Annotated in this window: 18 protein-coding genes; 9 read left to right on the forward strand and 9 right to left on the reverse strand. The window is 72.8% G+C overall.

Annotated elements, in window-relative coordinates:
- Positions 1-58 precede the first annotated feature (58 nt).
- Complete coding sequence (locus VIS07_11600; protein HEY8516148.1) at positions 59-1,633, reverse strand: alpha/beta hydrolase domain-containing protein; 1,575 nt, start codon at positions 1,631-1,633, stop codon at positions 59-61.
- Positions 1,634-1,731: 98 nt separating this feature from the next.
- Positions 1,732-2,865: an Hsp70 family protein gene (locus VIS07_11605; GenBank protein HEY8516149.1), complete on the reverse strand. Its 1,134-nt coding sequence runs from the start codon at positions 2,863-2,865 to the stop codon at positions 1,732-1,734.
- 326 nt (positions 2,866-3,191) lie between these two features.
- Here VIS07_11605 and VIS07_11610 point away from each other — a divergent pair, with 326 nt between their 5' ends.
- Complete coding sequence (locus VIS07_11610) at positions 3,192-5,732, forward strand: PAS domain S-box protein (protein HEY8516150.1); 2,541 nt, start codon at positions 3,192-3,194, stop codon at positions 5,730-5,732.
- A gap of 140 nt (positions 5,733-5,872) precedes the next feature.
- Here the strand turns inward: VIS07_11610 and VIS07_11615 are convergent, their stop codons facing one another.
- Both VIS07_11615 and VIS07_11620 read right to left on the reverse strand, forming a co-directional pair.
- Positions 5,873-6,664 (reverse strand): hypothetical protein, encoded by a 792-nt coding sequence (locus VIS07_11615; GenBank protein HEY8516151.1) that lies wholly within the window; start codon positions 6,662-6,664, stop codon positions 5,873-5,875.
- 101 nt (positions 6,665-6,765) lie between these two features.
- Positions 6,766-8,664 carry an ABC transporter ATP-binding protein gene (locus VIS07_11620; GenBank protein HEY8516152.1) on the reverse strand — a complete coding sequence of 633 codons (1,899 nt, stop codon included), beginning with the start codon at positions 8,662-8,664 and terminating at the stop codon, positions 6,766-6,768.
- Positions 8,665-8,726: 62 nt separating this feature from the next.
- Here VIS07_11620 and VIS07_11625 point away from each other — a divergent pair, with 62 nt between their 5' ends.
- The 4 genes from VIS07_11625 (at position 8,727) to VIS07_11640 (ending at position 12,934) form a co-directional block, all read left to right on the forward strand.
- Positions 8,727-9,911, forward strand: coding sequence for an acetyl-CoA C-acetyltransferase (locus VIS07_11625; GenBank protein ID HEY8516153.1), 1,185 nt, complete (start codon positions 8,727-8,729; stop codon positions 9,909-9,911).
- Between the two features lie 60 nt (positions 9,912-9,971).
- On the forward strand, positions 9,972-10,739 hold the full coding sequence (locus VIS07_11630; GenBank protein ID HEY8516154.1) for an SDR family NAD(P)-dependent oxidoreductase: 768 nt from the start codon (positions 9,972-9,974) through the stop codon (positions 10,737-10,739).
- Positions 10,740-10,751: 12 nt separating this feature from the next.
- A complete protein-coding gene (locus VIS07_11635) occupies positions 10,752-12,218 on the forward strand; it encodes a carotenoid oxygenase family protein (GenBank protein ID HEY8516155.1) in 1,467 nt (488 codons plus the stop codon).
- Between the two features lie 149 nt (positions 12,219-12,367).
- Positions 12,368-12,934 carry a Uma2 family endonuclease gene (locus VIS07_11640; protein ID HEY8516156.1) on the forward strand — a complete coding sequence of 189 codons (567 nt, stop codon included), beginning with the start codon at positions 12,368-12,370 and terminating at the stop codon, positions 12,932-12,934.
- A 54-nt stretch (positions 12,935-12,988) separates the two neighbouring features.
- Here the strand turns inward: VIS07_11640 and VIS07_11645 are convergent, their stop codons facing one another.
- On the reverse strand, positions 12,989-13,234 hold the full coding sequence (locus tag VIS07_11645) for a hypothetical protein (protein HEY8516157.1): 246 nt from the start codon (positions 13,232-13,234) through the stop codon (positions 12,989-12,991).
- 129 nt (positions 13,235-13,363) lie between these two features.
- Between VIS07_11645 and VIS07_11650 the strand changes: the two genes are divergently transcribed.
- Both VIS07_11650 and VIS07_11655 read left to right on the forward strand, forming a co-directional pair.
- A complete protein-coding gene (locus tag VIS07_11650) occupies positions 13,364-13,951 on the forward strand; it encodes a Uma2 family endonuclease (protein HEY8516158.1) in 588 nt (195 codons plus the stop codon).
- 7 nt (positions 13,952-13,958) lie between these two features.
- Complete coding sequence (locus VIS07_11655) at positions 13,959-14,642, forward strand: DJ-1/PfpI family protein (protein HEY8516159.1); 684 nt, start codon at positions 13,959-13,961, stop codon at positions 14,640-14,642.
- Positions 14,643-14,714: 72 nt separating this feature from the next.
- Here VIS07_11655 and VIS07_11660 read toward each other — a convergent pair whose 3' ends face one another.
- Positions 14,715-16,325, reverse strand: a complete 1,611-nt coding sequence (locus VIS07_11660) for a peptide chain release factor 3 (protein ID HEY8516160.1) — start codon at positions 16,323-16,325, stop codon at positions 14,715-14,717.
- A gap of 119 nt (positions 16,326-16,444) precedes the next feature.
- Between VIS07_11660 and nth the strand changes: the two genes are divergently transcribed.
- A complete protein-coding gene (nth, locus tag VIS07_11665) occupies positions 16,445-17,353 on the forward strand; it encodes an endonuclease III (protein HEY8516161.1) in 909 nt (302 codons plus the stop codon).
- On the opposite strand, the gene VIS07_11670 is transcribed toward nth, so the two are convergent.
- A complete protein-coding gene (locus VIS07_11670; protein ID HEY8516162.1) occupies positions 17,308-18,072 on the reverse strand; it encodes a methyltransferase domain-containing protein in 765 nt (254 codons plus the stop codon). The genes nth and VIS07_11670 overlap by 46 nt on opposite strands.
- 211 nt (positions 18,073-18,283) lie before the next feature.
- On the opposite strand from VIS07_11670, the gene VIS07_11675 reads away from it, so the two are divergent.
- Positions 18,284-19,615, forward strand: coding sequence for a PQQ-binding-like beta-propeller repeat protein (locus tag VIS07_11675; protein HEY8516163.1), 1,332 nt, complete (start codon positions 18,284-18,286; stop codon positions 19,613-19,615).
- A gap of 5 nt (positions 19,616-19,620) precedes the next feature.
- Here VIS07_11675 and VIS07_11680 read toward each other — a convergent pair whose 3' ends face one another.
- Entirely contained in the window at positions 19,621-23,055 is a 3,435-nt protein-coding gene (locus VIS07_11680) for an AAA family ATPase (protein ID HEY8516164.1), read from the reverse strand.
- Between the two features lie 243 nt (positions 23,056-23,298).
- Positions 23,299-24,729, reverse strand: coding sequence for a YdiU family protein (locus VIS07_11685; GenBank protein ID HEY8516165.1), 1,431 nt, complete (start codon positions 24,727-24,729; stop codon positions 23,299-23,301).
- Positions 24,730-24,737 lie beyond the last annotated feature (8 nt).

Consider the following 24,737-nt stretch of genomic DNA (forward strand, 5'->3'; position numbering starts at 1 on the left):
CTGCGCCGACTCGCAGCGACGCCGCGACATCGCGAAGCTGCGCCGGCCCGACGCGGCGTCAATCGCCGATTCCGGACTCGCGCGCCCAGGCCTCGATCAGGTCCGCGTCGGCGCGCAGCAGGAAGCCCGCACGCACGGCGCGCTCGTTCGAGCGCCGGACTGCGGCGACGAAGTCCGCGTTGCTCGGGTAGAGCGCGGCGAGCTTCTCGTCGCCGAACGGCGTCGTGGTGCCGAAGATGCGGCAGAAGCCGCCGCCCGACTGCCCGAGGCCCGAGAGCGTCGCGACCGGCGCGTCGACGTACGAGGTGCGGATGCCGCCGCGGACGTTGCCGTGCTCGTCGAGCACGAACGCGCCGTCCTTCATCTCGAGGCGCGGCGCGCGCGCCGGCGGCGGGCCGCCGCCGATCCAGCGCTCGAGCGCCGCGTACGCGGCCTTCAGCACCCAGTGCTGCGGCCCCGAGTTCACCGGCGAGTCGCACTGGATGATCCCGGGGATCGGCGCGTCGGTGACCCGCACCGCGGCGACCGACGGATCGTCGCCGACGTCGGTCCAGCCGTCGCCGAGCGTGTAGGTGTCGGCGTGCGCGGTCCCGGCCGCTTCCCAGAGGCGGATGTTGCGCGAGTCGGGCTGGCGGTCGGGCAGGAAGCCGAGCGTGACGAGGTCGGTCTCGGTTTGGAACGTCATCACCGGAACGCGCACGTCGGTGCGGATGCGCACCACCTCGGGCGTCGGGATCGGCTCGAGCGGGTCCTGTGCGAGCGGCGCGCTGCCGCCGCCGCGGCTGTGCACGAGGAAGCCGTCGTAGACCCGCGCCAGCGGATCGACCGCGTTGACGTAGGTCACCATGCGGAACGCGGACTGCGACTCGCCGGCGGCGATCAGCTTGCGGATCCGCAGACCCGCGAGAGGATCGATGCCGGTCGGCGCGCGCAGCGCCTGCCCCGCCTGCGAGAAGATGTCGTAGGAAAAGCTGTCGCCCGGGTGCGACAGCGAGCCGTAGCGCTCGGGATCGGACGTCTTGAGCCCGCCGACGAGCGGCGTCAGCGGCGACGCGGATCCCTCGACGCCGACGAACTGCGCCGACACCCCGACCCACGCGTCGCCGGTGCGCATGATCTCGGTGTGCAGCGCGATCCAGTCCGGCGCCGCGTCGAGCCCGCCGCTGACGTTCAGCCACTCGACCACGACCGTGCCGGAAAAGCGCGCCGGGTCGATCGGCCGGTGGACGACGATGCGCGTCTTGTAGGGCGCCGTGATTCCCGAGCGCGCGACGCGCCAGCGGCCGTCCGAGCGCAGCGGCGCGAGCGCGGTGTACGCGCTCGCCTCGCCGGAGAGGAAGTACTCCGCCTGCTCGTAGCCCTGCGCTTCGAGGTCGAACGCCGTGCCGGCGATGGTCGGCGTGCCGCGTCCGGCGTCGCCCGGATCCTCGATCGTCGGGCTCGGGACGCTCGAGCGCTCGAAGCGCAACCGCATCGGCCGGCACGCCGGCAGGACGTCCGCCGCGGCGACGGACGCGGGCGCGTCGCGCACCGTGCGCGCGCAGCGCGGCGCGGCCTGGGCGAGCGGCTCGGGGGCGGCGCCGTTGAGTGCGAAGGCCGCGACCAGCGCGGCGGCGAGGCGAGCGTGCGACATGGCCTTCCCTCCGGCGGAAGCGCCTATCCCAACCGCCGCGCCGACGGCAACCGGGAATCGTCCGCAGGCTGCGGCCCGGGCGCGTCCGGGACCGGACGCTAGCCGCGCGCCGCGGCGATCAGCGCGAGGCCGCGGGCGACGGTGGTCAGCTCCTCGCCGCCGCGCAGGCGCTCGGCGCCGAAGCGCTCGACGAAGATCCGACGCACGCACGGCACGAGCGACGAGCCGCCCGTCAAGAACACGCGGTCGACCTCGCCCGGCGCGACGCCGCAACGCTCGAGCAGCCGGTCGACGCAAGATGCGAGCAGCTCCACTTGATCCGCGACCCAGGACTCGAAGTCCGCGCGCGCGACGTCCTGCACGATGAGCCGCGGCAGCTCGCGGAACTCGAAGCGCGCCTGCTCGCGCGCGGAGAGCTCGAGCTTGGTGCGCTCGACCGCCTCGTAGAGGAGATACCCGAGATCGTCCGCGACGAGCTTGATCAGGCTGTCGATCTTCTTCGGCTCGAGCGCCTGGAAGCGGAGCTGGCGCAGGGTGTCGAGCGTCGCCGGGGTGGCGAGGAACGACACGTCCTCCCAGCGCTCGAGGCGGCGGTAGAGCCAGCCCGGGACGGGCAGCGTCTTGCCGTGCTCGGAGCGGCGCAGCGAGCCCAGGCCGAGCCGCGGCGCGACCAGCGCGCGCACGATGCGGCCGTCGAAGGCGCCGCCCGCGACCGGGACGCCGTCGACGCCGAGGATGGTGTCGCGGCGGTCCGCGGCGCGGCGGGCGGTGGGACCCAGGCGGATCAGACAAAAATCGCTCGTGCCGCCGCCGAAGTCGCCGATCAGGACGAGCTCGTCGCGGTCGAGCCCGCGCTCGTACTCGTAGGCCGCGGCGACCGGCTCGTACTCGAACTCGACCTCGGTGAAGCCCGCCTGGCGCGCGGCCTCGGTCAAACGCGTGAGCGCCCGCTCGTCGCCCTCCGGGTCGACGTGGCCCTCGGGGCCCGCGGCGAAGTGCACCGGGCGGCCGAGCAGGACGCGCTCGCCCGGGTCGCCGAGCTGCTCGCGCGCCGCGTCGCGCAGCTCGCGGAGCAGGATCGCGACCAGCTCCTCGAGCGTGAATTTCCAACCGAAAACATAGGTTTCGCTCAGGTGGCGGCTCGCGAGGTGGGACTTGAGCGACTGCAGGAAGCGTCCGCCGGCGCCCTCGTCGAGGTAGGACGCGATGGCCTCGGGGCCCGCGGTCGGCACGGGACGCTGATTTGGCTTGCGGTCGAGCGCGCTGAAGTGCAGGACTGAGCGAAACGTCGCGGTCCGTCGCCCGTCGCGGCCGAAGGTGGCCAGCCGCGAGGCTCCGTCGCTTGACACGGCGCCGACCGCGCTGTTCGTGGTGCCGAAATCGAGCCCCAGCATGTATGCGCTTATGGCGCCCGACAGGGCGTTGCTTCAACGTCGTCGAGTGGCGCGTCCATTTCGCCGATGATGCTTTCGGTGCGACCGTGTGAAGGACTCGCCCGACGCGAACGACGGGGCTCCGCCACCCGCGCCTCGCGCACAGGCGTCTGGTGAGCAGCGCGATGACCGAGAAGATGGGGCCCAGGAGCGAAGGCGAGCGCGCGCCCGCAGGCGAGAGGCACGCGACCGTACCGGCGCCCGCCGCGCTCGACCCGAGCGCGGACCTTCTGCGCAGCGTCCTCGACTCGACCTTCGACGGCATCCTGGTCGTCGACGCCGAGGGGACGATCGTCACCTACAACAAACGCTTCGCCGAGATGTGGCAGCTCCCGGACGACGTGCTCGCGTCGCGCGAGGAGAAGCGCGCCGTGTCGCACGCGATGCGGATGGTCGACGACCAGGACGAGTTCGTCGGCAAGGTCACGCACCTCTACGAGAACCTCGAGGCCGAGAGCTACGACGTCATCCGCCTGCGCGACGGCCGCATTTTCGAGCGCTACTCGAAGCCCTACCGGCTCGGCGGCAAGATCCGCGGCCGGGTGTGGAGCTTCCGCGACGTCACGCAGCAGCGCGAGGCCGAAGAGCAGCTCCGCGTCAGCGAGCGCTACTACCGCCTGATCACCGAGAACGCGCGCGACATGGTGTCGATCCTCGGCGTCGACGGGACGCTGCGCTACGTGAGCCCGTCGCACAAGGAGGTGCTCGGCTACGCTCCCGAGGAGCTGGTCGGCGTCGACATGCGCACGCTGATCCACCCCGACGACGTCGCCAAGGCCGAGGCCGCGCTCGACGAGATCGCGCGCACGAGCCATCCGGTGCCGCCGATCGAGCTGCGCCTGCGGCACGCGAACGGCTCGTGGCGCATCCTCGAGTCGGTCGGCAGCAACCTGCTGCACGACCCGCTGATCGCGGGCGTCGTCTCCCACTCGCGCGACGTCACCGAGCGCAGGCGCGCCGAGCAGCGCGCGCAGACGCTGCTCGCCGTCGCGGGCGACATCGTCGGCACGGTCGACCTGCACCAGATGCTGTCGCGCGTCGAGCAGCGCACGGCGGAAACCGTCCCGTGCGACGCGGTCGCCGTGTTCTACGACGATCCGCAGCGCGACGTGCTGCGCGTGGTGTCGCACTACGGCTTCCCCGAGCACGTGGCGCCGCTGATCGCGCGCCTCGAGCACCCGAAACCGACGCTGCCGTTCGCGCAGCGCAGCGCGCGCGGCGAGACCGTCGTGCTGCGCGACTTCGACTCGCGGCCCTGGCTGCCGCCCGAGATGCACGACATCGCGATCGCCTCGCAGATCATCGCGCCGTTCAACGTCTGGAGCCGTCACTTCGGTCTACTGGTCGCGTTCAACTTCGGCCGCGGCCGGCCGTTCGACGAGGACCAGGCGGAGCTCGTCACCGGCATCGCGAGCCAGGTCGCGCTCGCGATCGAGGCGCTCGAGCTCTTCCGCACGCAGCGCGAGGAAGCCGAGGTCGCGCGCGCGCTCGCGCGGGTCGGGCGCGACCTGATCTCGAACATCAACCACCCGCAGTTCCTCGATCGCCTGTGCGAGACCTGCGCCGACGTCCTCGGCTGCGACGTCTCGGCGACGCTGCTCAAGCGTCCCGAGGAGAACGCCTACGTGCCGATCGCGGCCTACGGCAACACGCCCGAGGAGAAGGACATCGCGCGTCTGCTCAAGCTGCCGTACGAGGCGATGCGCTGGCTGCTCAGCAAGCTCGAGCGCGAGGACGTCATGGAGGTGACGTCGATCCCGCAGGCGCTGCTGTCGAGCGAGGAGCAGCAGCGCTACGGCGTCACGGCGGCGCTGTGCATGGCGCTACGCACGGGCAGCGAGGTCACCGGCGTGCAGGTCGCCTACCGGCGCGGCGGCGGCGTCTTCAGCCCGACCGAGCGCCGCATCGGACGCGGCCTCGCGCAGATCGCGTCGCTCGCGCTGAGCCACGCGAACCTGGTCGACGAGCTCGAGCGCGCGAACCGCGTGCGCTCCGAGTTCGTCGCGACGGTGTCGCACGAGCTGCGCACGCCGCTCAACATCATCCTCGGCTACGGCGACCTGCTGCTGACCGGCACGTTCGGCGAGCTCAACGAGGAGCAGCGCGGCACGCTGCAGCGCATGGACCGCCGCGCGCGCGAGCTGCTCGACCTCGTGAACTCGACGCTCGAAGCGAGCCGGCTCGAGCGCGGTCAGGTGCCGCTCGACCTGCACGAGACGTCGCTGCGCGACATCGTGACGACGATCGACGCCGAGACGCGCGAGCTGCAGGAGAAGAGCGGCGTGCCGGTGCGCATCGAGATCGAGCGCAACGGCATCCCGATGCGCACCGATCCGTCGAAGCTGAAGCTGATCCTGAAGAACCTGGTGGTGAACGCGCTCAAGTTCACCGAGCGCGGCTCGGTGACGGTGCGCGCGCAGACCGCGGGCGATCGCGTGCTGATCGAGGTGATCGACACCGGCATCGGCATTCCGCGCGACACGCTGCCGATGATCTTCCAGCCCTTCCGCCAGGGCCACGCCTCGACGGCGCAGGCGCAGGGCGGCGTCGGGCTCGGGCTGTTCATCGTCGCGCGCTTCGCCGAGCTCTTGCGCGGCAACGTGAGCGTCGAGAGCGAGGTCGGGCGCGGCTCGACCTTCCGCGTCGAGCTGCCGACGCGGATCTGACGCGAAGCCCGCGCACGTCGAGGAGATTGGAAGGTCGCGCGCGGCGCGCGTGAAGCGCGCGTCGCCTCCGCGGCGCGCGCGCGGATCCGAGAGGCGGCGGTGCGTCCCCGGGACGAAGCCCGGAGACGCACCGCTCACGGTCAATCCAGCAGGCTCGCGGGCGCCGCGACGAAGGCGTTGAACGCCGAGCCGTACGGGTTCTGCGTCGGCGTCGGGCTCGGCGACGGGCTCGGCGTCGGCGGCGCCGGGGTGGGCGACGGGCTCGGGGTCGGCGTCGGCGGCGCCGGAGTCGGCGACGGGCTCGGGGTCGGCGTCGGCGGCATCGGGCTCGGCGACGGCGTCGGGCTCGGCGTCACGATCGGCGTGGGCGTGGGCGTCGCCGGCACCGCCGGCAGGTGCAGCTGCCAGCCGAACGCCTTTTGCTGCCACACGTTCTGCGTGAAGAAGGTGTCGTCACCGATCGCGATCTCGACGGCCATCAGCGGCAGGGTCGCCGCCGCCATGTCGCCGTGCGCGATCAGGTCGATCCGGTAGGTGTTCGCGCCGGGCCGCTTGCGGATCGTGACGCGGCTGAAGCCGAACGACTTGCGCGCGTGCGGATCGCGGAACTGGAAGCGGTTGCCGCTCTTCTTGAACTGGTTCGCGCCCAGCGTCTCGCTGAAGATGACGCCGTTCGCGTTGCTCAGCGTCAAGGTGAAATGCTCGGCCGGTGGATTGATCGGGCTCTGTGGGGTGATGTCCGCGTGGAACTGCAGCACGTCGACCGCGCCGCGCAGGATCACCTTGTTGGGACAGCCAATCGTGCCCTTGCACGCGCTGACCAGCGTGCCTTGCGCGGCGTCGGCGTCGCGTGGGCCGATCGGCGCGACCGCGATCGAGAGCGCAGCCGTGAGGGCAACGAGGATGGGGGGCAGGACGCGCCGGGTCGACATGGATACCTCCGGTTCCTGATGCCGCCGCTGCCACGGCGGACGCTATGCGCTTCGCGAGGCGCCCGTATAGGCCGATTTCGCGTCCGAGGTCAACACAAATCTCAGGCCTCGAGGTAGCCGGAGGCCTGCAGACGGAACATCCGCGCGTAGCGTCCGTCGCGGGCGAGCAGCTCGGCGTGCGTGCCGAGCTCCGTCAAGCGCCCCTCCTCGAAGACCGCGATGCGGTCGGCGCCGCGCGCGGTCGAGAAGCGGTGCGTGATCAGCAGGACCGTCCGTCCGGCGGCGAGCGCCTGGAAGCGGCCGAAGAGCTCGGCCTCGGACTCGGCGTCGAGCGCGGCCGTCGGCTCGTCGAGGATCAGCACCGGCGAGCGGCGCATGAACGCGCGCGACAGCGCGAGGCGCTGCCACTGCCCGACCGACAGCTCCTCGCCGCCGAACCAGCGCCCGAGGCTCTGCTCGTAGCCGCCGGGAAGATTGGCGATGACGCCGTCGACTCCTGCTGCAGCGGCGGCGCGCGCGATCTCGTCCTGATCGTCCATCGCCGGCAGCCAGCCGACGCCGATGTTGTCGGCGACCGTGAAGTGGAAGCGCACGAAGTCCTGGAAGATGACGCCGACCCGCGAGCGCAGCTCGGCCGTGCCGAGCTCCGTGACGTCCTGGCCGTCCATCAGGATGCGGCCGGAGGTCGGCCGGTAGAGCCCGGTCAGGAGCTTGACGAGCGTCGTCTTGCCGGCGCCGTTCGGGCCGACGAGCGCGAGCGTCTCGCCGGGCTCGATGGTGAGCGTCACGTGCGACAGCGAGTCGCGGCTCGCGTCGGGGTAGCGGAACGAGACGTCCCGCAGCTCGATGCGCGGCGGGCGGCGCGTCGCGCCGTTGCCCTCGGGAGCGCCCGCCGCCGCGCCCTGCTCGAGCGCCTCGACGCCCGACGTGGTCGCCGCCGGCTCCTCGGGGATCGGCTCGTGCGGCTCGTCCTCGGGGACGTCGAGGTACTCGAACAGGTTGGTCATGAAGAGGTTGTCCTCGTAGAGCCGTGCGATCGCGAGCAGACCGGCGTGCAGCGCGCCCTGCCCTTCGCGGAAGGCGACGATGTAGAGCGTCATCTGACCGACCGTGAGCAGCCCTGCGATCGCGCGCACGACGACCCACGCGTAGCAGGCGTAGAGCGCGAGCGTGCTCACGAGCCCGAGCGACAGCGCGGCGCGCATGCGTCGTCGCGCGAGCGCCGCGTCCTCGCGGAGGAAGCGCTCGTAGAGCTCGCGGTAGCGCCCGAGCAGGAGCGCGCTCAGCGAGAACAGCTTCACCTCCTTGGCGCTCGCCTCGTGCGACAGCAGCGCTTCGAGGTAGTGTGCTTGACGGTTGGCGAAGGTCCGGCTGCGGGTCAGCAGGAACGCCTCGCGCCCGAAGCGCGCCTCGGCGAGGAACGGCGGCACCGCGGTGACGATCACCGCCAGCACCGCGATCCAGCTGAAGCCCGCGAGCAGCGCCGCGTAGCCGGCGAGCACGATCGCGCTGCGGCCGAGCAGCAGCACTTGACGCACGACGTCGAGCGGCCGCGAGCTCGCCTCGCGCCGCGCCTGCGCGAGCTGGTTCGCGAAGTGCGGATCCTCGAAGTGGCGGTAGCTGACGTTGATCGCCTTCTCGAGGATCCGCGTGTTGATCAGCAGGCCGAGCTCCGAGCGCAGCAGCGTCTGGCAGAGCGCGTTGACCTGCGTCACGCCGGCGCGCGCCGCCATCAGCACGAACTCGATCGCGACCCACTGCAGCGCCTTCGTGCGCGCCGCCGCCGTGCCGTCGGAGGCCGCCTGGATGACGGAGTCGATGATGCGCTGCCCGACCCAGGCGATCGTCACCGGCAGCACGCCGTCGAGCACGGTGAGCGCGACCAGCCCCGCGGCGAGGCGCAGGTCCGCCGACGCGAGCAGCACGAACGTGCGCCGCGCGTTGCCGAGCACGGTGCGCAGCTCGCGCACGCGGCGTCGCTGACGTCGCAGCGCTTCCATCGCGCCTTCAACGTATCAGACCGGCGTGCCTTCCCGGCGGCGCCGTGTGCTAAGGGAGGCCGATGCTCGAAGAAGCCGTCATCGTCGCCGCGTGCCGCACTCCGATCGGCCGCTTTCAGGGCGCGCTCTCCTCGCTGCCCGCGCCGCGCCTCGGCGCGGTGGTGGTGAAGGAAGCGCTGCGTCGCGCCGGGGTCGCACCCGCCGAGGTCGACGAGGTGATCCTCGGCAACGTGCTCACCGCCGGCGTCGGCCAGGCGCCGGCGCGGCAAGCGGCGCTCGGCGCCGGCATCCCCGAGCCCGTCCCCGCGCTGACCATCAACAAGGTCTGCGGCTCGGGCCTGAAGGCGGTGATGCTCGCCGCGCAGGCGATCCGCGCCGGCGACGCCAAGGTGGTCGTCGCGGGCGGCCAGGAGTCGATGTCGAACGCGCCGTTCCTGCTGCGCGGCGCGCGCACGGGCTGGCGGCTCGGCGACCAGCAGGCGCTCGACGCGCTGCTGCACGACGGCCTGCTCGACGCCTACGAGGGCTACCACATGGGCGAGACCGGCGAGATCGTCGCCGAGCGCTTCCGCGTGACGCGCGAGGACGCCGACGCGCTCGCGCTCGCCTCGCACCGCAAGGCCGCGGCGGCGGCCGACGGCGGGCTGTTCGACGACGAGATCGTGCCGGTCGAGGTGGAGAGCGGACGCGGCGCGACGACGCGCGTCACGCAGGACGAGGGCATCCGGCGCGACGCGTCGCCCGAGAGCCTCGCGAAGCTGCGTCCGGCGTTCCGCAAGGACGGCATCGTCACCGCGGGCAACGCCTCGCAGATCTCGGACGGCGCGAGCGCGCTCGTCGTGATGTCGGCGCGCGAGGCCGAGCGTCGCGGCATCACGCCGCTCGCGCGCATCGTCGCCTACGACAGCTCCGCGACGCGTCCCGAGTGGGTGATGGAGGCGCCGATCGGCTCGGTGCGCCGGCTGCTCGAGAAGGCGCAGCTGCGCATCGAGGACGTCGACCTCTTCGAGCACAACGAGGCCTTCGCCACCGCGTCGTGCGCGGTCGCAAAGGAGCTTCGCGTGCCGGAGGATCGCTTCAACGTGCACGGCGGCGCGGTCGCGCTCGGCCATCCGATCGGCGCGAGCGGCGCGCGCGTGCTCACCACGCTGCTCTACGCGCTGCGCGCGCGGCGTGCGCGTCGCGGTCTCGCGACGCTCTGCCTCGGCGGCGGCGGCGCGGTGTCGCTGCTCGTCGAGCGTCTCTGATCCGCGCGCACGAGCGCGCTCTTTTTTTCTCGGTTTTCAGCTCGGAGGGAGAGGAACGTCGTGAAGGATCTGTTCTCGATCAAAGGGAAGGTCGCGCTCGTCACCGGCGGGTCGCGCGGCATCGGTCTGATGATCGCGCGCGGCTACGTCGAGAACGGCGCCAAGGTGTACGTCGCGTCGCGCAAGGGTGACGAGTGCGAGAAGGTCGCGCAGGAGCTGTCGGCGCACGGCGAGTGCTACGCGCTGCAGGCGGATCTCAGCACCGAGGCCGGCTGCAAGGACCTCGCGAAGCGGCTCGCCGAGCGCGAGAGCGCGCTGCACATCCTGGTGAACAACGCGGGCGCGAACTGGGGCGCGCCGCTCGCCGAGTATCCGGACTCGGCGTGGGACAAGGTGCTGGCGCTCAACGTGAAGGGCGTGTTCCACCTGACGGTCGCCTGCCTGCCTCTGCTCGAGAAGGCCGCGACCGCGGAGGATCCCGCGCGCGTGATCAACATCGGCTCGATCGACGGCATCCAGGTGCCGCTGCTCGAGACCTACGCGTACTCGGCGAGCAAGGCCGCGGTGCACCACATGTCGCGCGTGCTCGCGATGAAGCTCGCGGAGAAGAAGATCACGGTGAACGCGGTCGCGCCGGGACCGTTCGAGAGCAAGATGATGAAGGCGACGCTCGAGCGCTTCCGCGACGCGATCGTCGCGTCGTGCCCGCTCGGCCGCATCGGCGAGCCCGAGGACATGGCGGGCATCGCGATCTACCTCGCGTCGCGCGCCGGCGCGTACGTCACCGGTACCGTCATTCCGGTTGACGGCGGCATCTCGACGCGCTGAGAATCGCCGCCCATGCGCACGCGACCGACCCCTGCCCCGCTCTCCCGCCGCGCCTTCCTGCAGCGCTCGGCGCTGTTCGCGGCGGGCTTCGCCCTGCCCTCGTCGCTGATCGCCGCCTGCGGCGACCGCACGCAGACTGCGGCGCCGCTGATCGTCGATCCGAACCGGCCGTTCTGGCTGCAGAACAACTTCGCGCCGGTGTTCGACGAGCTCGACGCCTTCGACCTGCCGGTGCGGGGCAAGATTCCGCCCGAGCTGAACGGTCTCTACGTGCGCAACGGATCGAACCCGCAGAGCGGCGAGTCGCCGCACTGGTTCTTCGGCGACGGCATGATCCACGGCGTGCGCCTCGAGCGCGGGCGCGCCGCCTGGTACCGCAACCGCTGGATCCGCACGCCGTTCTTCCTCGAGGGTCGCGACTTCGGCGACGGCGTCACGCTGCCGACCGGCGGCAACCACCAGGCGAACGTGAGCTGCGTCTGGCACGGCGGGAAGCTGCTGGTCTCGGGCGAGGTCGGCGCGCCGTACGAGATCGACCCGTCGGATCTGTCGACGATCGGCGTGCAGGAGTTCGACGGCAGGCTCAACACGTCGTTCACCGCGCACCCCAAGATCGATCCCGCGACCGGCAACCTGCACTTCTTCGGCTACTGGTTCATCCCGCCATACTTGACGTACCACGTCGCGGATCCCTCGGGGCGCATCATCCACTCCACCGAGATCCCGGTCGCGGCGTCGACGATGATCCACTCGTTCGCGATCACCGAGCGCGACGCGATCTTCTGGGAGCTGCCGGTGCTGTTCGGCCTGCAGGACGCGGTGAACGGCGCGGACAACCCGTTCTCCTGGTACCCCGAGTACGGCGCGCGGATCGGCGTCATGCCGCTCGGCGGCGAGGGCAGCGAGATCCGCTGGGTCGAGATCCCGGAGTGCTACGTCTACCACGAGGTCAACGCCTACCGGGACGGCGACGAGATTGTGCTCGACGTCTGCCGGCACGACTACATGTTCGCCGGCGAGCGCTTCGGCGAGGCGCCGCTGCACGTGCACCGCTGGCGCATCGGCACGGCGGGCGAGCAGCTCACCTTCCGCGACGAGCGCGTGACCGAGCTCTCGCTCGAGCTGCCGACGCACGACCGGCGCTTCACCGGTCGTCCGCACCGCTACGGGTGGTTCGTGGTCAGCGAGGACCATCCGCTGACGCTCAACTTCTCCGGCACCGCGATGATCGACTACCGGACGGGCGACCTGCGCGTCTGGGATCCCGGTCCGAACCGGCACGCGGCGGAGGCGTTCTTCGTCCCGGGTGGCCCCGGCGAGGGCGAGGGCTGGCTCTTGACGTTCGTCTACGACCGCGCGTCGGACACGAGCGACCTCGTGATCCTCGACGCGCAGCGCGTGGAGCGCGGTCCGGTCGCGGAGGTGCGGCTGCCGCGGCGCGTGCCGTACGGGTTCCACGCGGTGTGGGTGCCGGCGTGAGTTGAGCCGCGTCCGCGCCGCGCGTCCGCGTCGGCGGCGGCGTGCTGCGGTGCAGGCCGCGACGCGGGATGCGAAATCTTGTCTGCGCTGCCATGGCGCCCGGGCGCACCCCCTCGTACGGCCCGGGCATGGGTGGTAGCGTTCCCGCCGTGGGCGAGCCGAAGCGCAAGGCGACGTACGACGACGTCCTCGCGGCGCCCGAGCACAAGGTCGCCGAGATCCTCGACGGCGAGCTCTTCCTGAGCCCGCGTCCTGCGACGCCGCACGCACGCGCGACGACCGGTCTCGTCGGCGCGCTTCTCGGCTCCTACGACGGCGAGCCCGGCGATCCAGCTCGACCGGGTGGCTGGTGGTTCCTCGGCGAGCCCGAGCTCCACTTCGGCGACGACGTCCTCGTGCCGGACATCGCCGGCTGGCGGCGCGACCACCTGCCGCGCATCCCCAACGCGCCCTGGATCGAGGTCGCGCCGGATTGGCTGTGCGAGACGCTGTCGCCGTCGACCGCGACGATCGACCGCAGTCGCAAGCTGCGCATCTACGCCCGCGCCAGCGTCGCGTGCGTCTGGCTGCTCGACCCGCTCGCGCACACGCTCGAGGTGCTGACGCTCGAGAGCGGCCGCTGGGTGGTCACCGACGTGCATGCGGGCGACGCGAGCGTACGCGCCGAGCCCTTCCCCGCGCTCGAGCTGTCGCTCGCGCGCCTCTGGCTCGACTGACGCGCGCGACGACCAGCGCCCGTCGCGGCCACGCGTCCGGCGCCGGCCCGACGCTCACGTCCCCGACGCCGCTGTGCTTGACGCCACCTCGTCGACCTCCGCGTCCGGCCGGTTCTTGATCGTGCCGCGGATGTTGAGCGCCGCGAGGCAGACCTGCAGGACGATCAGCGCCCACGCCCGCGCGTAGACGCCCCACACGACCCACAGCACGTTGCTCGCGAGGAAGCACCAGAAGCCCCAGTTGCGCTTGAACTCGCGCTTGGAAGCCACGAGCCAGGCGGCGAGCACCGTCACCGCCATCGCCGGCCACTGAACCCAGTCGAGAGACACGCTCGAGCCTATCAGCGCCAGCCACGGCGCAAAGCGCCGGGGCGAATCTGACGGCCGTGCCATGGGCGCCTGCGCCACCGGCGATCGTAGGACGCCGGCATGGATGCTAGCCTCGGCGCCGTGGGCGAGCCGAAGCGCAAGGCGACCTACGACGACGTGCTCGCAGCCCCCGAGCACCAGATCGCCGAGATCCTCGACGGCGAGCTCTTCCTGAGCCCGCGTCCCGCGAGCCGCCACGCGCTCGCGTCGAGCGTGCTCGGAGGTCATCTCATCAGCTCGTTCCACGGCCCGCCGGGCGACCCCGCGCGTCCCGGTGGCTGGTGGATCGTCTTCGAGCCCGAGCTGCACCTCGGCGACGACGTCGTCGTGCCCGACCTCGCCGGCTGGCGGCGCGAGCGCATGCCGCGCTTCCCCGACACGCCGTGGTTCGACGTTGCGCCGGACTGGCTCTGCGAGACGCTCTCGCCGTCGACCGCGCGCATCGACCGCAGCCGCAAGCTGCGCATCTACGCGCGCGCGGGCGTGAGCCACGTCTGGCTGCTCGACCCGATGGCGCGGACGCTCGAGGTGCTCGCGCTCGAGGGCGGCCGCTGGGTCGTCGCCGACGTGCACGACGGCGACGCCATCGTGCACGCCGAGCCGTTCGCCGCGCGCGCGCTCGAGCTCGCACCGCTCTGGATCGACTGAGGCACACATGCGCATCGGCTTCCTTCTCTTCCCCGGCCTCACGCAGCTCGACCTGACCGGACCGTACGAGGTCTTCGCGCGCCTGCCGGGCGCGCAGACCTTCCTCGTCTGGAAGACGCTCGACCCGGTGCGCACCGAGCACGGGCTCGCGATGCTGCCGACCGCGCGCTTCGACGACTGCCCGCCGCTCGACCTGATCTGCGTGCCCGGCGGTCCGGGGGTGAACGACCTCCTCACCGACACGACCGTGCTCGACTTCCTGCGGCGCACGGCCGAGGGGGCGCGCTGGGTGACCTCGGTGTGCACGGGCGCGCTCGTGCTCGGCGCGGCGGGGCTGCTGCGCGGTCGGCGGGCGACGACGCACTGGATGTCGATGGACTTCCTGCGCGCGTTCGGCGCCGAGCCGGTCGAGGCGCGCGTCGTCACGGACGGCAACGTCGTCACCGGCGGCGGCATCACCGCGGGCATCGACTTCGCGCTGCAGGTCGCGGCGCAGGTCGCGGGACGCGAGGCCGCGGAAGCGATCCAGCTCATGATCCAGTACGACCCGCAGCCGCCGCTCGATGCGGGAACGCCGCGCACCGCAGATCCAGAGATCGTCGCCGCGACGCGCGCGCGGGCAGAAGAGCGCCAGCGCTACCGCGCGGCGCAGGTCGAGCGCGCGAAGCAGCTGCTCGACGCCGCCGGCTGAGCGGCGGCCAGCTCGGCGTCAATCCAGAAAAACCAGCCCGGCGCGTCGCGCCGCGCGGTGCGCGAGGAGAAGCTACGCCGGCGTGTCGACCGCCGTGTCGGCGAGCTCGAGCCCGGGGTAGCGCTCCGTCAGCCGCTGCAGGTACGACGCGCTCTCCGAGAGCAGCACCGGCCGCCCCTCGCGATCGTGCACCAGCTTGACGAGCTGCGAGTGCTGCACCATCTCCGGGTCGAAGTTGCCGCGCGGCCAGCGCGCGACGTTGTGCGGCATCGGCGTCAAGCGCAGCTCGACCTTGTACTCGGTCACCATGCGGTGCTTGAGCACGTCGAACTGCAGCGGGCCGACCGCGCCGACGATCGGCGCGCCGGTGCCGTTGCCGCCGTCGGTGAAGAGCTGCACCGCGCCCTCCTGCGAGAGCTGCTCGAGCCCCTTGGCGAGCGCCTTGCGCCGCTCGACGAGGCCGAGCTCGACGCGCATGAAGTGCTCGGGCGCGAACACCGGAAAGCCCTGGTAGGAGAAGCCGCCGCTCTCGCTCAGCGTGTCGCCGATGCGGAACAGCCCCGGGTCGAAGAGCCCGACGACGTCGCCCGGGTAGGCCTCGGTGACCTCCTCGCGGCCCTGCCCCATGAGCAGCGTCGAGTTCGCGAGGCGCACGTTCTTGCCGCTGCGCACGTGGCGCGCGGTCGCGCCGCGCACGAACTTCCCCGAGCAGACGCGCACGAAGGCGACGCGGTCGCGGTGGTCCGGATCCATGTTCGCCTGGATCTTGAAGACGAAGCCCGAGAACGGCTCGGTCACCGGATCGATCGGGCCGCGCGTCGAGTCGCGCGGTCCGGGCGGCGGCGCGAGCTCGAGGAAGCGCTCGAGAAACGGCTTGACGCCGAAGTTGGTGAGCGCGCTGCCGAAGAAGAGCGGCGTCTGCTGGCCGGCGCGCACGCGCTCCGGGTCGTACGGAGCGCCCGCGCCCTCGAGCAGCGCCAGCGACTCGGCGAGCGCGTCCGCCTTGTCCGCGCCGATCGCCGCGCGCACCGCGTCGCCGTCGTGCGGTCCCTCGACCACCTCCTCGTCGACCACGCTCGAGCCGTGCTCGCCGCCCGAGAAGAGCAGCAGGCGCTGCCCGAGCCGGTCGTAGACGCCGACGAACTCGTTGCCCGCGCCGACCGGCCAGTTGAGCGCCACCGCGTCGATGCCGAGCACCTCCTCGATCTCGCTCATGAGATCGAGCGGGTCGCGGCCGTGCCGGTCCATCTTGTTGATGAAGGTGAAGATCGGGATGCCGCGCAGCCGGCAGACCTCGAACAGCTTGCGCGTCTGCGCCTCGACGCCCTTCGCGGCGTCGATCAGCATCACCGCGCTGTCGGCCGCGACCAGCGTCCGGTAGGTGTCCTCGCTGAAGTCGCGGTGGCCCGGCGTGTCGAGGATGTTCACCCGGAAGTCGCGGTAGACGAAGTGCATCGCCGAGCTCGACACCGAGATGCCGCGCTGCTTCTCGATCTCGAGCCAGTCGCTGGTCGCGTGCCGCGCCGCGCGCCGCGCGCGCACCGCCCCCGCCTCGCGCAGCGCGCCGCCGAAGAGCAGCAGCTTCTCGGTCAGCGTCGTCTTGCCCGCGTCGGGGTGCGAGATGATCGCGAAGGTGCGCCGCCGCGCGACCTCGCGCGCAATGTCGTCGTGTCCGTCCTGCATGGAAGCTCGCCGAAAACCGGGTGGGTTCGTTGGAGATAGCGGATGGCCGTCCGAGCCGCACGGACTCGCGTCACGCGCCCCTTGAAGCGCAGCCTCGCGCCCGCCATCGTGACGCCGTCATGCCGACGCCGAGCCAGCGTCCCGCCCGCAGCCGATCACGCACCGCCGCAAACGCGACCACGTCCACGACCACCGCCGCACGCGCGCGCGTCGCAGCGCAGCCCACGACGTCGACCGCCAAGTCCAAGGCGAAGACGCGCCCCGAGGCGAAGACGTCCCCCGTCGAGCCCAAGGCGACGCCGCGCGAGATCCTCGCGCGTCTCGAGGCCGCGATCCCCGAGCCGCGCTGCGAGCTCGAGCACCGCTCGGCGTGGGAGCTGCTGATCGCGACCATCCTCTCCGCGCAGAGCACGGACAAGATGGTCAACTCGGTGACGCCGGAGCTCTTCGCGCGCTGGCCGACGCCGCAGGCGCTCGCCGACGCTCCTCCCGAGGAGGTCGAGAAGGTCGTGCACCGCACGGGCTTCTTCCGCAGCAAGACCAAGGCGATCCAGTCGGCGAGCGCGATGATCGCCGACGAGTTCGGCGGCGAGGTGCCGCGCACGATGGAAGAGATGCTGCGGCTGCCCGGCGTGGCGCGCAAGACGGCGAACGTCGTGCTCGGCACGGCGTACGGCATCGCCGAGGGCGTCGTCGTCGACACGCACGCGATGCGCGTCTCGCAGCGCCTCGGGCTCACCGCGCAGAGCGACCCTTCGCGCATCGAGGACGACCTGCGCGCCGCGTTTCCGCGCCGCGAGTGGATCGACCTCGGGCATCGTCTCGTCCTGCACGGACGCTACGTCTGCCTCGCGCGCGCGCCGCGCTGCGAGATCTGCCCGCTGAACGAGCTCTGCCCGAGCGCGCAGCTCCCGCCGCACGACACCTGGCGGATGCGCGCGCGGCGCGAGCGCGAGATCGTCGAGTCGCGCGGCGCCGCCGCTCAGCCGGCGGACGGCTTGCGCGCCGCGAAGCGCAGCCGCACGTAGTCCGCGACCCAGACGCCGTCGGCCCCGCACAGCTCGGGGCGCAGCCGCTCCCGCACCTCGGCGAGGAACGCCCCGCGCTCGCCCTCCGGCAGCAGCGACGTGAAGCTCTCGGCGAAGGTCTCGAGCCAGCCGGTGACGTCGCCCGGTAGCGGCGTCGGGCGCGGGATCAGCGCGATCGACTCGACGACGAAGCCGCGCGCGCGCAGCAGCGCGCCGTACTCCTCGGGCGTCGGGAAGTACCAGGGATCGGCGGCGCGCCCGTCGTGGCCGCGCGCGTCGAGCGCCGCGATCAGCGCGTTTTTGATCTTGTCGACGCAGCCGTGCCCGCCCATCTCGGCGACGAAGCGTCCGCCGGGACGCAGCGCCCGCCAGACGCCGTCGACGACGCGCTCGGGGTGACGCTTCATCCAGTGCAGCGCCGCGTTCGAGAACACGGCGTCGAACTCCTCGGCGAACTCGAGCGCCTCGCCCTCGCCGACGCGCGCGTCGAGGCCGCGGGCGCGCGCCGCCTCGACCTGCGCCGCGCTGGCGTCGATGCCGACGAGCTCGCAGCCCAGCTCCACGAGACGCTCGGTGAGCGCGCCGTCGCCGCAGCCGAGGTCGAGGATGCGCTCGCCCGGCCGCGGCGCGAGCAGCTCGACGACCGGCGCGCCGAGCTCCGAGACGAAGCGCGCGTTGCGCGCGTAGCGCTCGGGATCCCAGGTCTGACGGCTCGCCATCCCACGACGGCTAGCACCGCGCCACGACGCCGGCGAGAGGACGTCGCCGAGCGTCGAAACGACGCGCCCCGAGCCCGTCGACGCGCCCGACGAGCACGCGGCCGCGCAACAAGCGTGCAAATTTTGCTTGCGTCCGGACGGCGGATGGCACTAGCTTTCGCCCGTGAAGCACCCGGCGCAGGACGACGGCTCTCGGCTCCCCCGACACGACGTGGGCAGCTCTCTCGTCACCGCCGCGGTCGCGGCCGCCCTCGCCGCGACGCTGACGCTGACGCTGCTCGCCGCCGCTCCGGCGAGCGCGGACGTGCGCTGCTCGCGCGAGGAGCGCAAGCTTCTCTGTCCCGACGCGAACCCGATCTGCCCGCCGGGCGGCGGCGCGGCGCCGTCGGCGTGGCCGATGTTCCAGCACGACGCGCAGCACACGGGACGCAGCCACCTCGACGGCCCGTCGTGCAACCGCGTGATCTGGCGCTGGCGAGGCAGCGCCGAGTTCCTGAGCGCCCCGACCGTCGGCGCCGACGGCACGATCTACGTCGGCAACGCCCGCCACCCGGTGTGCGCGATCGATCCCGCGACCGGCAGCACGCGCTGGTGCGAGACCGATCAGGAAGGACGGCTCGCCGACCGCTCGTCGCCCGCCGTCGCCGCCGACGGCACGGTGTACATCGGCACGCGCGACAACGACCTGTGGTCGATCGCGCCGCAGCCGTCGCCGCCGGCGCACGTGCTCTGGCGCCAGAAGATCTGCACCGACGGCGACGTCACGACCTCGCCCGCGATCGGCCCGGACGGCGTCGTCTACATGGGCTCGGACTCGCTCAGCGCCGGCTGGTTCTTCGCGATGTGCCCCGGTCCGACGCGGCAGGTGAAGTGGTGCACGAAGCTCGGCGGCGGCGTCAAGAACGTATCGGCCGCGGTGAGCCCCGACGGCGCGACGGTGTACGTCACGAGCCGCGGCCGGACGCTGCACGCGCTCGACGCGGCGACCGGCGCCGAGCGCTGGCGACGCCAGATCGAGCGCCGCGCGAACGCCGCGCGCTGGCCGAACTACACGCCGGTCGTCGATCCCGCGAGCGGCAAGGTCTACCTCGGCTTCGACGAGGGGCTCTTCGAGGTCACGCCCGAAGGCGACGTGCGCCTGCTCTACGCGAGCGGCCGCGAGAAGATGGAGTCGCCGCCCGCGCTCGGCGCGGACGGCACGCTCTACGTCGGCGCGTCGCGCGGCAGCCACTCGACCTTCTACGCGATCCGTCCCGACGGCAGCGTGCGCTGGAAGCACCCGATCCCGCCCGGCCCGGGACGCTTCCGCAACAACCAGGCGGTGATCGGCGCCAACGGCACGGTCTACGTCGCCATCAAGAACAAGGTCTACGCCTTCGATCCCGCGGGCGACGGCGACGGCAACGCCAAGATCCTGTGGACCTTCGACGAGGCGACGAGCGTCTACGCGTCGAGCCCGATCATCGGCGCGCCGGGACGCCTCTACGTCGGCACCGGGGACCGCGCGGCGCCGGTGCTGTACGCGATCGGCGACTGCCCGTAAGCGCCTCACGACGGCCCGAAGCCGACGTCCCACGCGACGTCGTCCGCGGGCGCGTACACGCACACCGTCCCCATGCGCACCGTGTCGCGCAGGTGGCGGCCGAGCGCCGGGTGCAGCTCGAGCAGCTTGCCGATCTGGGTGCGGAGCACCTTGGTCACCGCCTTGCGCGCGGTCTCGGTGGGCCCCGTGCGCGACGGACGTCCGGCGAAGCTCGACGCGAGCTCGTCGACGAGCTCGTCGAGCTCGGCGCGCAGGCGCTCGGCGCGTCCCAGGTCCGCGCGCTCCTCGGCCTCGGCGAGCTCCGCCTGCAGCTCGGCGACGCGCGCGCGGTACTCGCTCCGCGCCCGCTGGTCGGGACCGGATTCGAGCGCAGCCCCCGGCGCGCCGACCGACAGCCCGTCCTCGACCGGGCGCGACGGTGCAGCGGACGTGCCGAGGAACTCGAGCACGTGCAGCTCGCGGCGCGGCGAAGAGAGCAGCGTCGCGAGGTAGCGCGGCCCCTTGCCGTCCTTGAGGCGGACGTCGCGCCCGGCGAAGCGCACGCTCCACACCTCACCGTCGCAGCGGAACGCGTTCACGTCCGGCGTCTCCGGCGCGGACGCGAGCCGCGCGCGCACGCGCTCGACGCGGCCCGCGACGTCCGCGAGCCCGAGAGCGCGCGCGGTGCGCTCCGCGTCCGCGAGCAGCGTGTCGATGCGCGTCCGATCCGCGGTGCTCGACGCCGTCGCGACGAGCACGCTCGCGAGCATGCTCTGTGCGCGCGCGACGATCGGCGGCGAGCCCATGCGGCGTCCCTGCTGGATCGCCGTCTCGAGATGCTCGACGGCATCGTCGCTGCGTCCGCACAGGCGCGCGAGCCCGGCCTGCAGCAGGGCCCATGGGCCGAAGGTCTGCATGCCGTCCATGCTCCACACGTCGGTGCGCCGCGCGAGCAGCGCGTACACCTGCTCGCCGTGCTCGCGATCGCGCAGCGCGACGCAGAGCGCGGCGAAGCCGGCGAGCAGACAGCGCGCCATGACGCCGCGCTGCGCCGGCGGGAAGCCCGCCGCGAGCAGCTCCTCGAGGTCGGCGCGCGCCGCGACGGCGTCGCCGCGCGCGAGGCGCGCGAGCGCGCGGAACGGCCGCCACGCCGCACCTCCTGGATGATCGGAAACGAACGCCTCGATCTCCGACGCCGTCTCCGCGAGCCGTCCCTGGAACGCGTGCCACATGATGCGCTGCCCGACGTGGGTCGGCACCGCGTTCGGGAGCTGCATGCGACGTCCGATCGCGAGCGCGTGCTCGATGCGCTCGTGCGCCTCGGCGAAGCGTCCCTGCAGCGTCGCGCGCAGCCCTGCGAGCGCTTCGGCGAGCCACGCGGCCTCGGGCGCGCGCGTCGCCGCGGCGAAGGTCGCGACGGCGTCGACCTCGGCGGAGAACTCCTCGGGCGCACCCAGGGCGAGCAGCGTCATCGCGCGCGCGTGACGGATCGCGACCGCGAACGCGTGCTCGCCGCCTGCTTCGGCGGCGGCGAGGATCTCGTCGATGCTCGGCAGCGGCGCATCGCCGCCCTCGCGCCGCATCCCCATCGCGGCCGCGTAGTAGATCCCGGTCAGGGCGATCGCGAGCGCTCCGTCATCGCCGGCGCGGCGCGCGGCGTCGGCGGCCTCGTCGCACAGCGCGTAGACGCGCGCGCCCTGCGCGCGCTCGTTCACCGCGACGATGTCGCCCGCGAGGCGTCCGTAGAGACGCGCGCGGAGCGCGTCGTCGAGCGCGGCGCCGGCGCGCGCCGCTTCCTCGAGGACGGCGCGCACCTCGGGCTCGAGGCGGCCCCACTCGGCGTACGGACCCGCGTGGATCAGCGCCGCGCGCGCGAACGCCGTCGGATTCGGCGTGCGCCGGCACGCCGCCATCACCTTCTCGCAGCACGCGCGCGCCGCCGGCACGTCGCCCGCCGCGCGCAGCGCCCGCGCGAGCGCGAGCTCGAGCTCGAGCGCGCGGGCGGGATCGAGCGCGTCGGCGCGCGCGCCGACCTCGAGCGCGACGCGCCAGAGCCGCACGGCCTCCTCCCAGCCGAAGGCGCGCGCCGCCTGCTCGGCGCCGCGGCACGCGTAGTCGAACGCCTTGCGCAGCGCGTCCGGCGTTCCCGCCGCGGCGAGGTGGCGCACGAGGTCGGTGGTGAGCGCCGGCGACGCCGTCGCGTGACGCTCGACGACGTCGGCGATGCGCGCGTGCCACGCAGCGCGCACGCTCGCCGCGGTGTCGTCGAGCAGCACGCGACGGATCAGCGCGTGCGCGAACGCGTACTGCCCCGGGGCGTCGCCCGGGACCAGCAGACGATCCTGCAGCGCGTGCTGCAGGTGGTCCGCGTGCCGCGGGTCGTCGAGGATGCGCGCGAGCAGCGGACCGTCGATCACATCACCGAGCAGCGCTGCGACGACGAGCGTCCTGCGACAGTCCTCGCCGAGGCGCGCGAGACGCAGCGCCACCACGTCGCGCACGCTCTGCGGCACGCGGCACACGTCCGAGACCGCCGCGACGTCGCCGTTGCGGCCGAGCACGTGCACCAGCTCGCGCACGAAGAACGGGTTGCCGTTGGTCTCGCGATGCAGCGTCGCGCCGAGCGCCACGACGTCGCTCTGCGTCCCGACGAGCGCGAGCCAGCGCGCGCAGTCCGCGGGCGAGAGCCCGCCGACCTCGAGTCGGCGCGTCACCGGCTCGCGCGCGAGCCGCGACAGCGTCGTCGTCGCGGGGTGGTCGCGGCGCAGCTCGGTGTCGCGGTAGGTCGCGACCACGAGCACGCGCGCGTCGGCGAGGTCGGCGGCGACGTACTCGAGGAGACGCAGCGACGGCTGATCCGCCCAGTGCAGGTCGTCGAGCACGACGACGAGACCCGCGGGCGACGCGACCGCAGCGAGGAAGCGGCTCACGAGCTCGAACAGGCGAAAGCGCGCGCTGTCGGACTCGCCGCACTCGGACGCGGGCACGCTCGGAGCGTCGTCCGCACGGTCCGCGCGCAGCGCGGGGAAGACGCGCGCCAGCTCGGAAGCGAACGGACCCGCGGCGGCGGCGACGGCCGCGTGCCCCGCCTGCGCGACGTGGCGGCGCAGCGCCGTGCTCCACGGCCAGTACGCCGGCGCCGAGCCGTCCTCGAAGGCGCGTCCCCACCACACGGGGACGCGGCGCGCCTCGGCCTCGTCGGCGAGCGCCGCGGCGAGCGACGTCTTGCCGATCCCCGGCTCGCCGCCGAGCAGAACGACGCGTCCGCTGCCCGAGAGTGCCGCGTCGAGCGCATCGCGCAGGACGCCGCTCTCGCGCTCGCGGCCGACGAGCGGAACTCGTGAAAGAGAAAGCGCACGCTCGTGTGCGCGTCCTTCGAGCGTCGTGCGCTGCGGTGCGGCACCGACGAGCCGCCGACGTCCGCGCGCGGCGTCGATCCGCACCGGCTGCAGCGGACGCACCCGTCCCCGATCGCGGTCGCGTCGGCGACTCGCTCCGTCGTCCGCGGGATCCTCGCTACAGCCGTCGAGCGCCTCCGTCAGCGCCCCGGAACGCTCGCAGCGGCCGACTTGCTCGCGCATGGTGCTCGCCTCCCGGCGAGGAAGACGACGCGTTCGGTCGCGCCCATTGCGTCCGCGAGCGCTCGCGCGGCGCCGCGGGCGTCCGCAGGAATGCTCGCTGCGGACGCTCGCTCCGAGCGCGCGCTACGCGCGCGCCGCGAGGCCGGTCGCCTCGCCCATCGCGCGGATGTCCGCGATCTTGCGCTCGAACGGACCCCAGTCGTCGCGCTCGGCGATCGCCGCCCACAGATCCTCGATCTCGTCGATCAGCAGCGAGCACGGCGCTTCGCGCTGGAAGTACGGCAGCGCGAGGCGCTCGGGCGCCAGAGGCTCGTAGGCGTCGAGCGCGGCGCGCAGCGCGACGAAGCCGGGGCCACGGTACTTGTCGGCTTCCGGGCTCGCGGCGGCGCGCGCGGCGCTCGCCGCACCGCCGTACCAATCGAAGAAAAAGCGATCGTAGCCGACCTGGCTCTCCTGGAGAAAAGCGCGGACGAGCGACAGCAGGTCCTGGTCGCGCTCGTCGCCGAGCGGCCTGAGCCCGAGGCGACGCAGCAGCATCTCGCGCCAGGCGCGGAAGAACTCCGGGATGAAGTGGTCGAGCGCGCGCGCGAGCGCGTCGCGCGACGAGAGCTCGATCAGCGTGTCGGCGAGGCGCTGCAGGTTCCAGAGCACGCTGTCGGGCTGGCGTCCGTAGGCGTAGAGCCCCGCGTGGTCGAAGTACGCCGCGGTGAACGACGGATCGTAGGTCGGCAGGAAGCGGTACGGACCGTAGTCGAAGCTCTCGCCGGTGACGTTCATGTTGTCGGTGTTGAGCACGCCGTGCACGAAGCCCGCGGTCATCCACGCGGCGCAGAGCCGCGCGCTGCGCCGCGTGACCTCGCGCAGGAACGCCGACGGCAGATCCTCGCCGTCGCCGGGCTCGAGCCCCGGCGCGTAGTGGCGCACCGAGTAGTCGAGGAGCTGCGCGATGCGCGCGCGGTCGCCGAGCGCGAGGTGGCGCTGAAAGCTGCCGAAGCGGATGTGCGAGTGTCCGAGGCGCACCAGCACCGAGGAGCGCGTCGGCGACGGCTCGTCGCCGCGCCAGAGCTGCTCGCCGGTCTCGAAGAGGCTGAAGGACTTCGAGGTCGGGACGCCGAGCGCCTCCAGCATCTCGGTCGCGAGCACCTCGCGCACGCCGCCCTTGAGCGTCAAGCGTCCGTCGCCGCCGCGCGACCACGGCGTGGTGCCGCTGCCCTTGGTCGCGAGGTCGAGGAGCCGGCCGTCCTCGGCGTCGAGCAGCTGCCCGGCGAGAAAGCCGCGGCCGTCGCCGAGGTCCGGGTTGTACACGCGGAACTGGTGACCGTGGTAGCGCAGCGCGAGCGGTTCGGGGAGGTTCTCGGGCAGCGGCGCGAAGGCGGCGAAGTGGCGCTCCCACTCGTCCGCGTCGAGCTCGCCGAGCCCGACGCGCTCCGCCCAGCGCTGGTTGCGAAAGCGCAGGCGGTGCATCGGGAAGCGCGCCGGCGTGACGACGTCGTAGAAGCCGTCGCCGAGCTCGAGGATGCGGGGCGCCGGACGGTACGTCGGGGAGATGGGCATCGCGCTCT

The organism is Candidatus Binatia bacterium, from assembly GCA_036563615.1.
GTDB lineage: Bacteria > Desulfobacterota > Binatia > UBA12015 > UBA12015 > DATCMB01.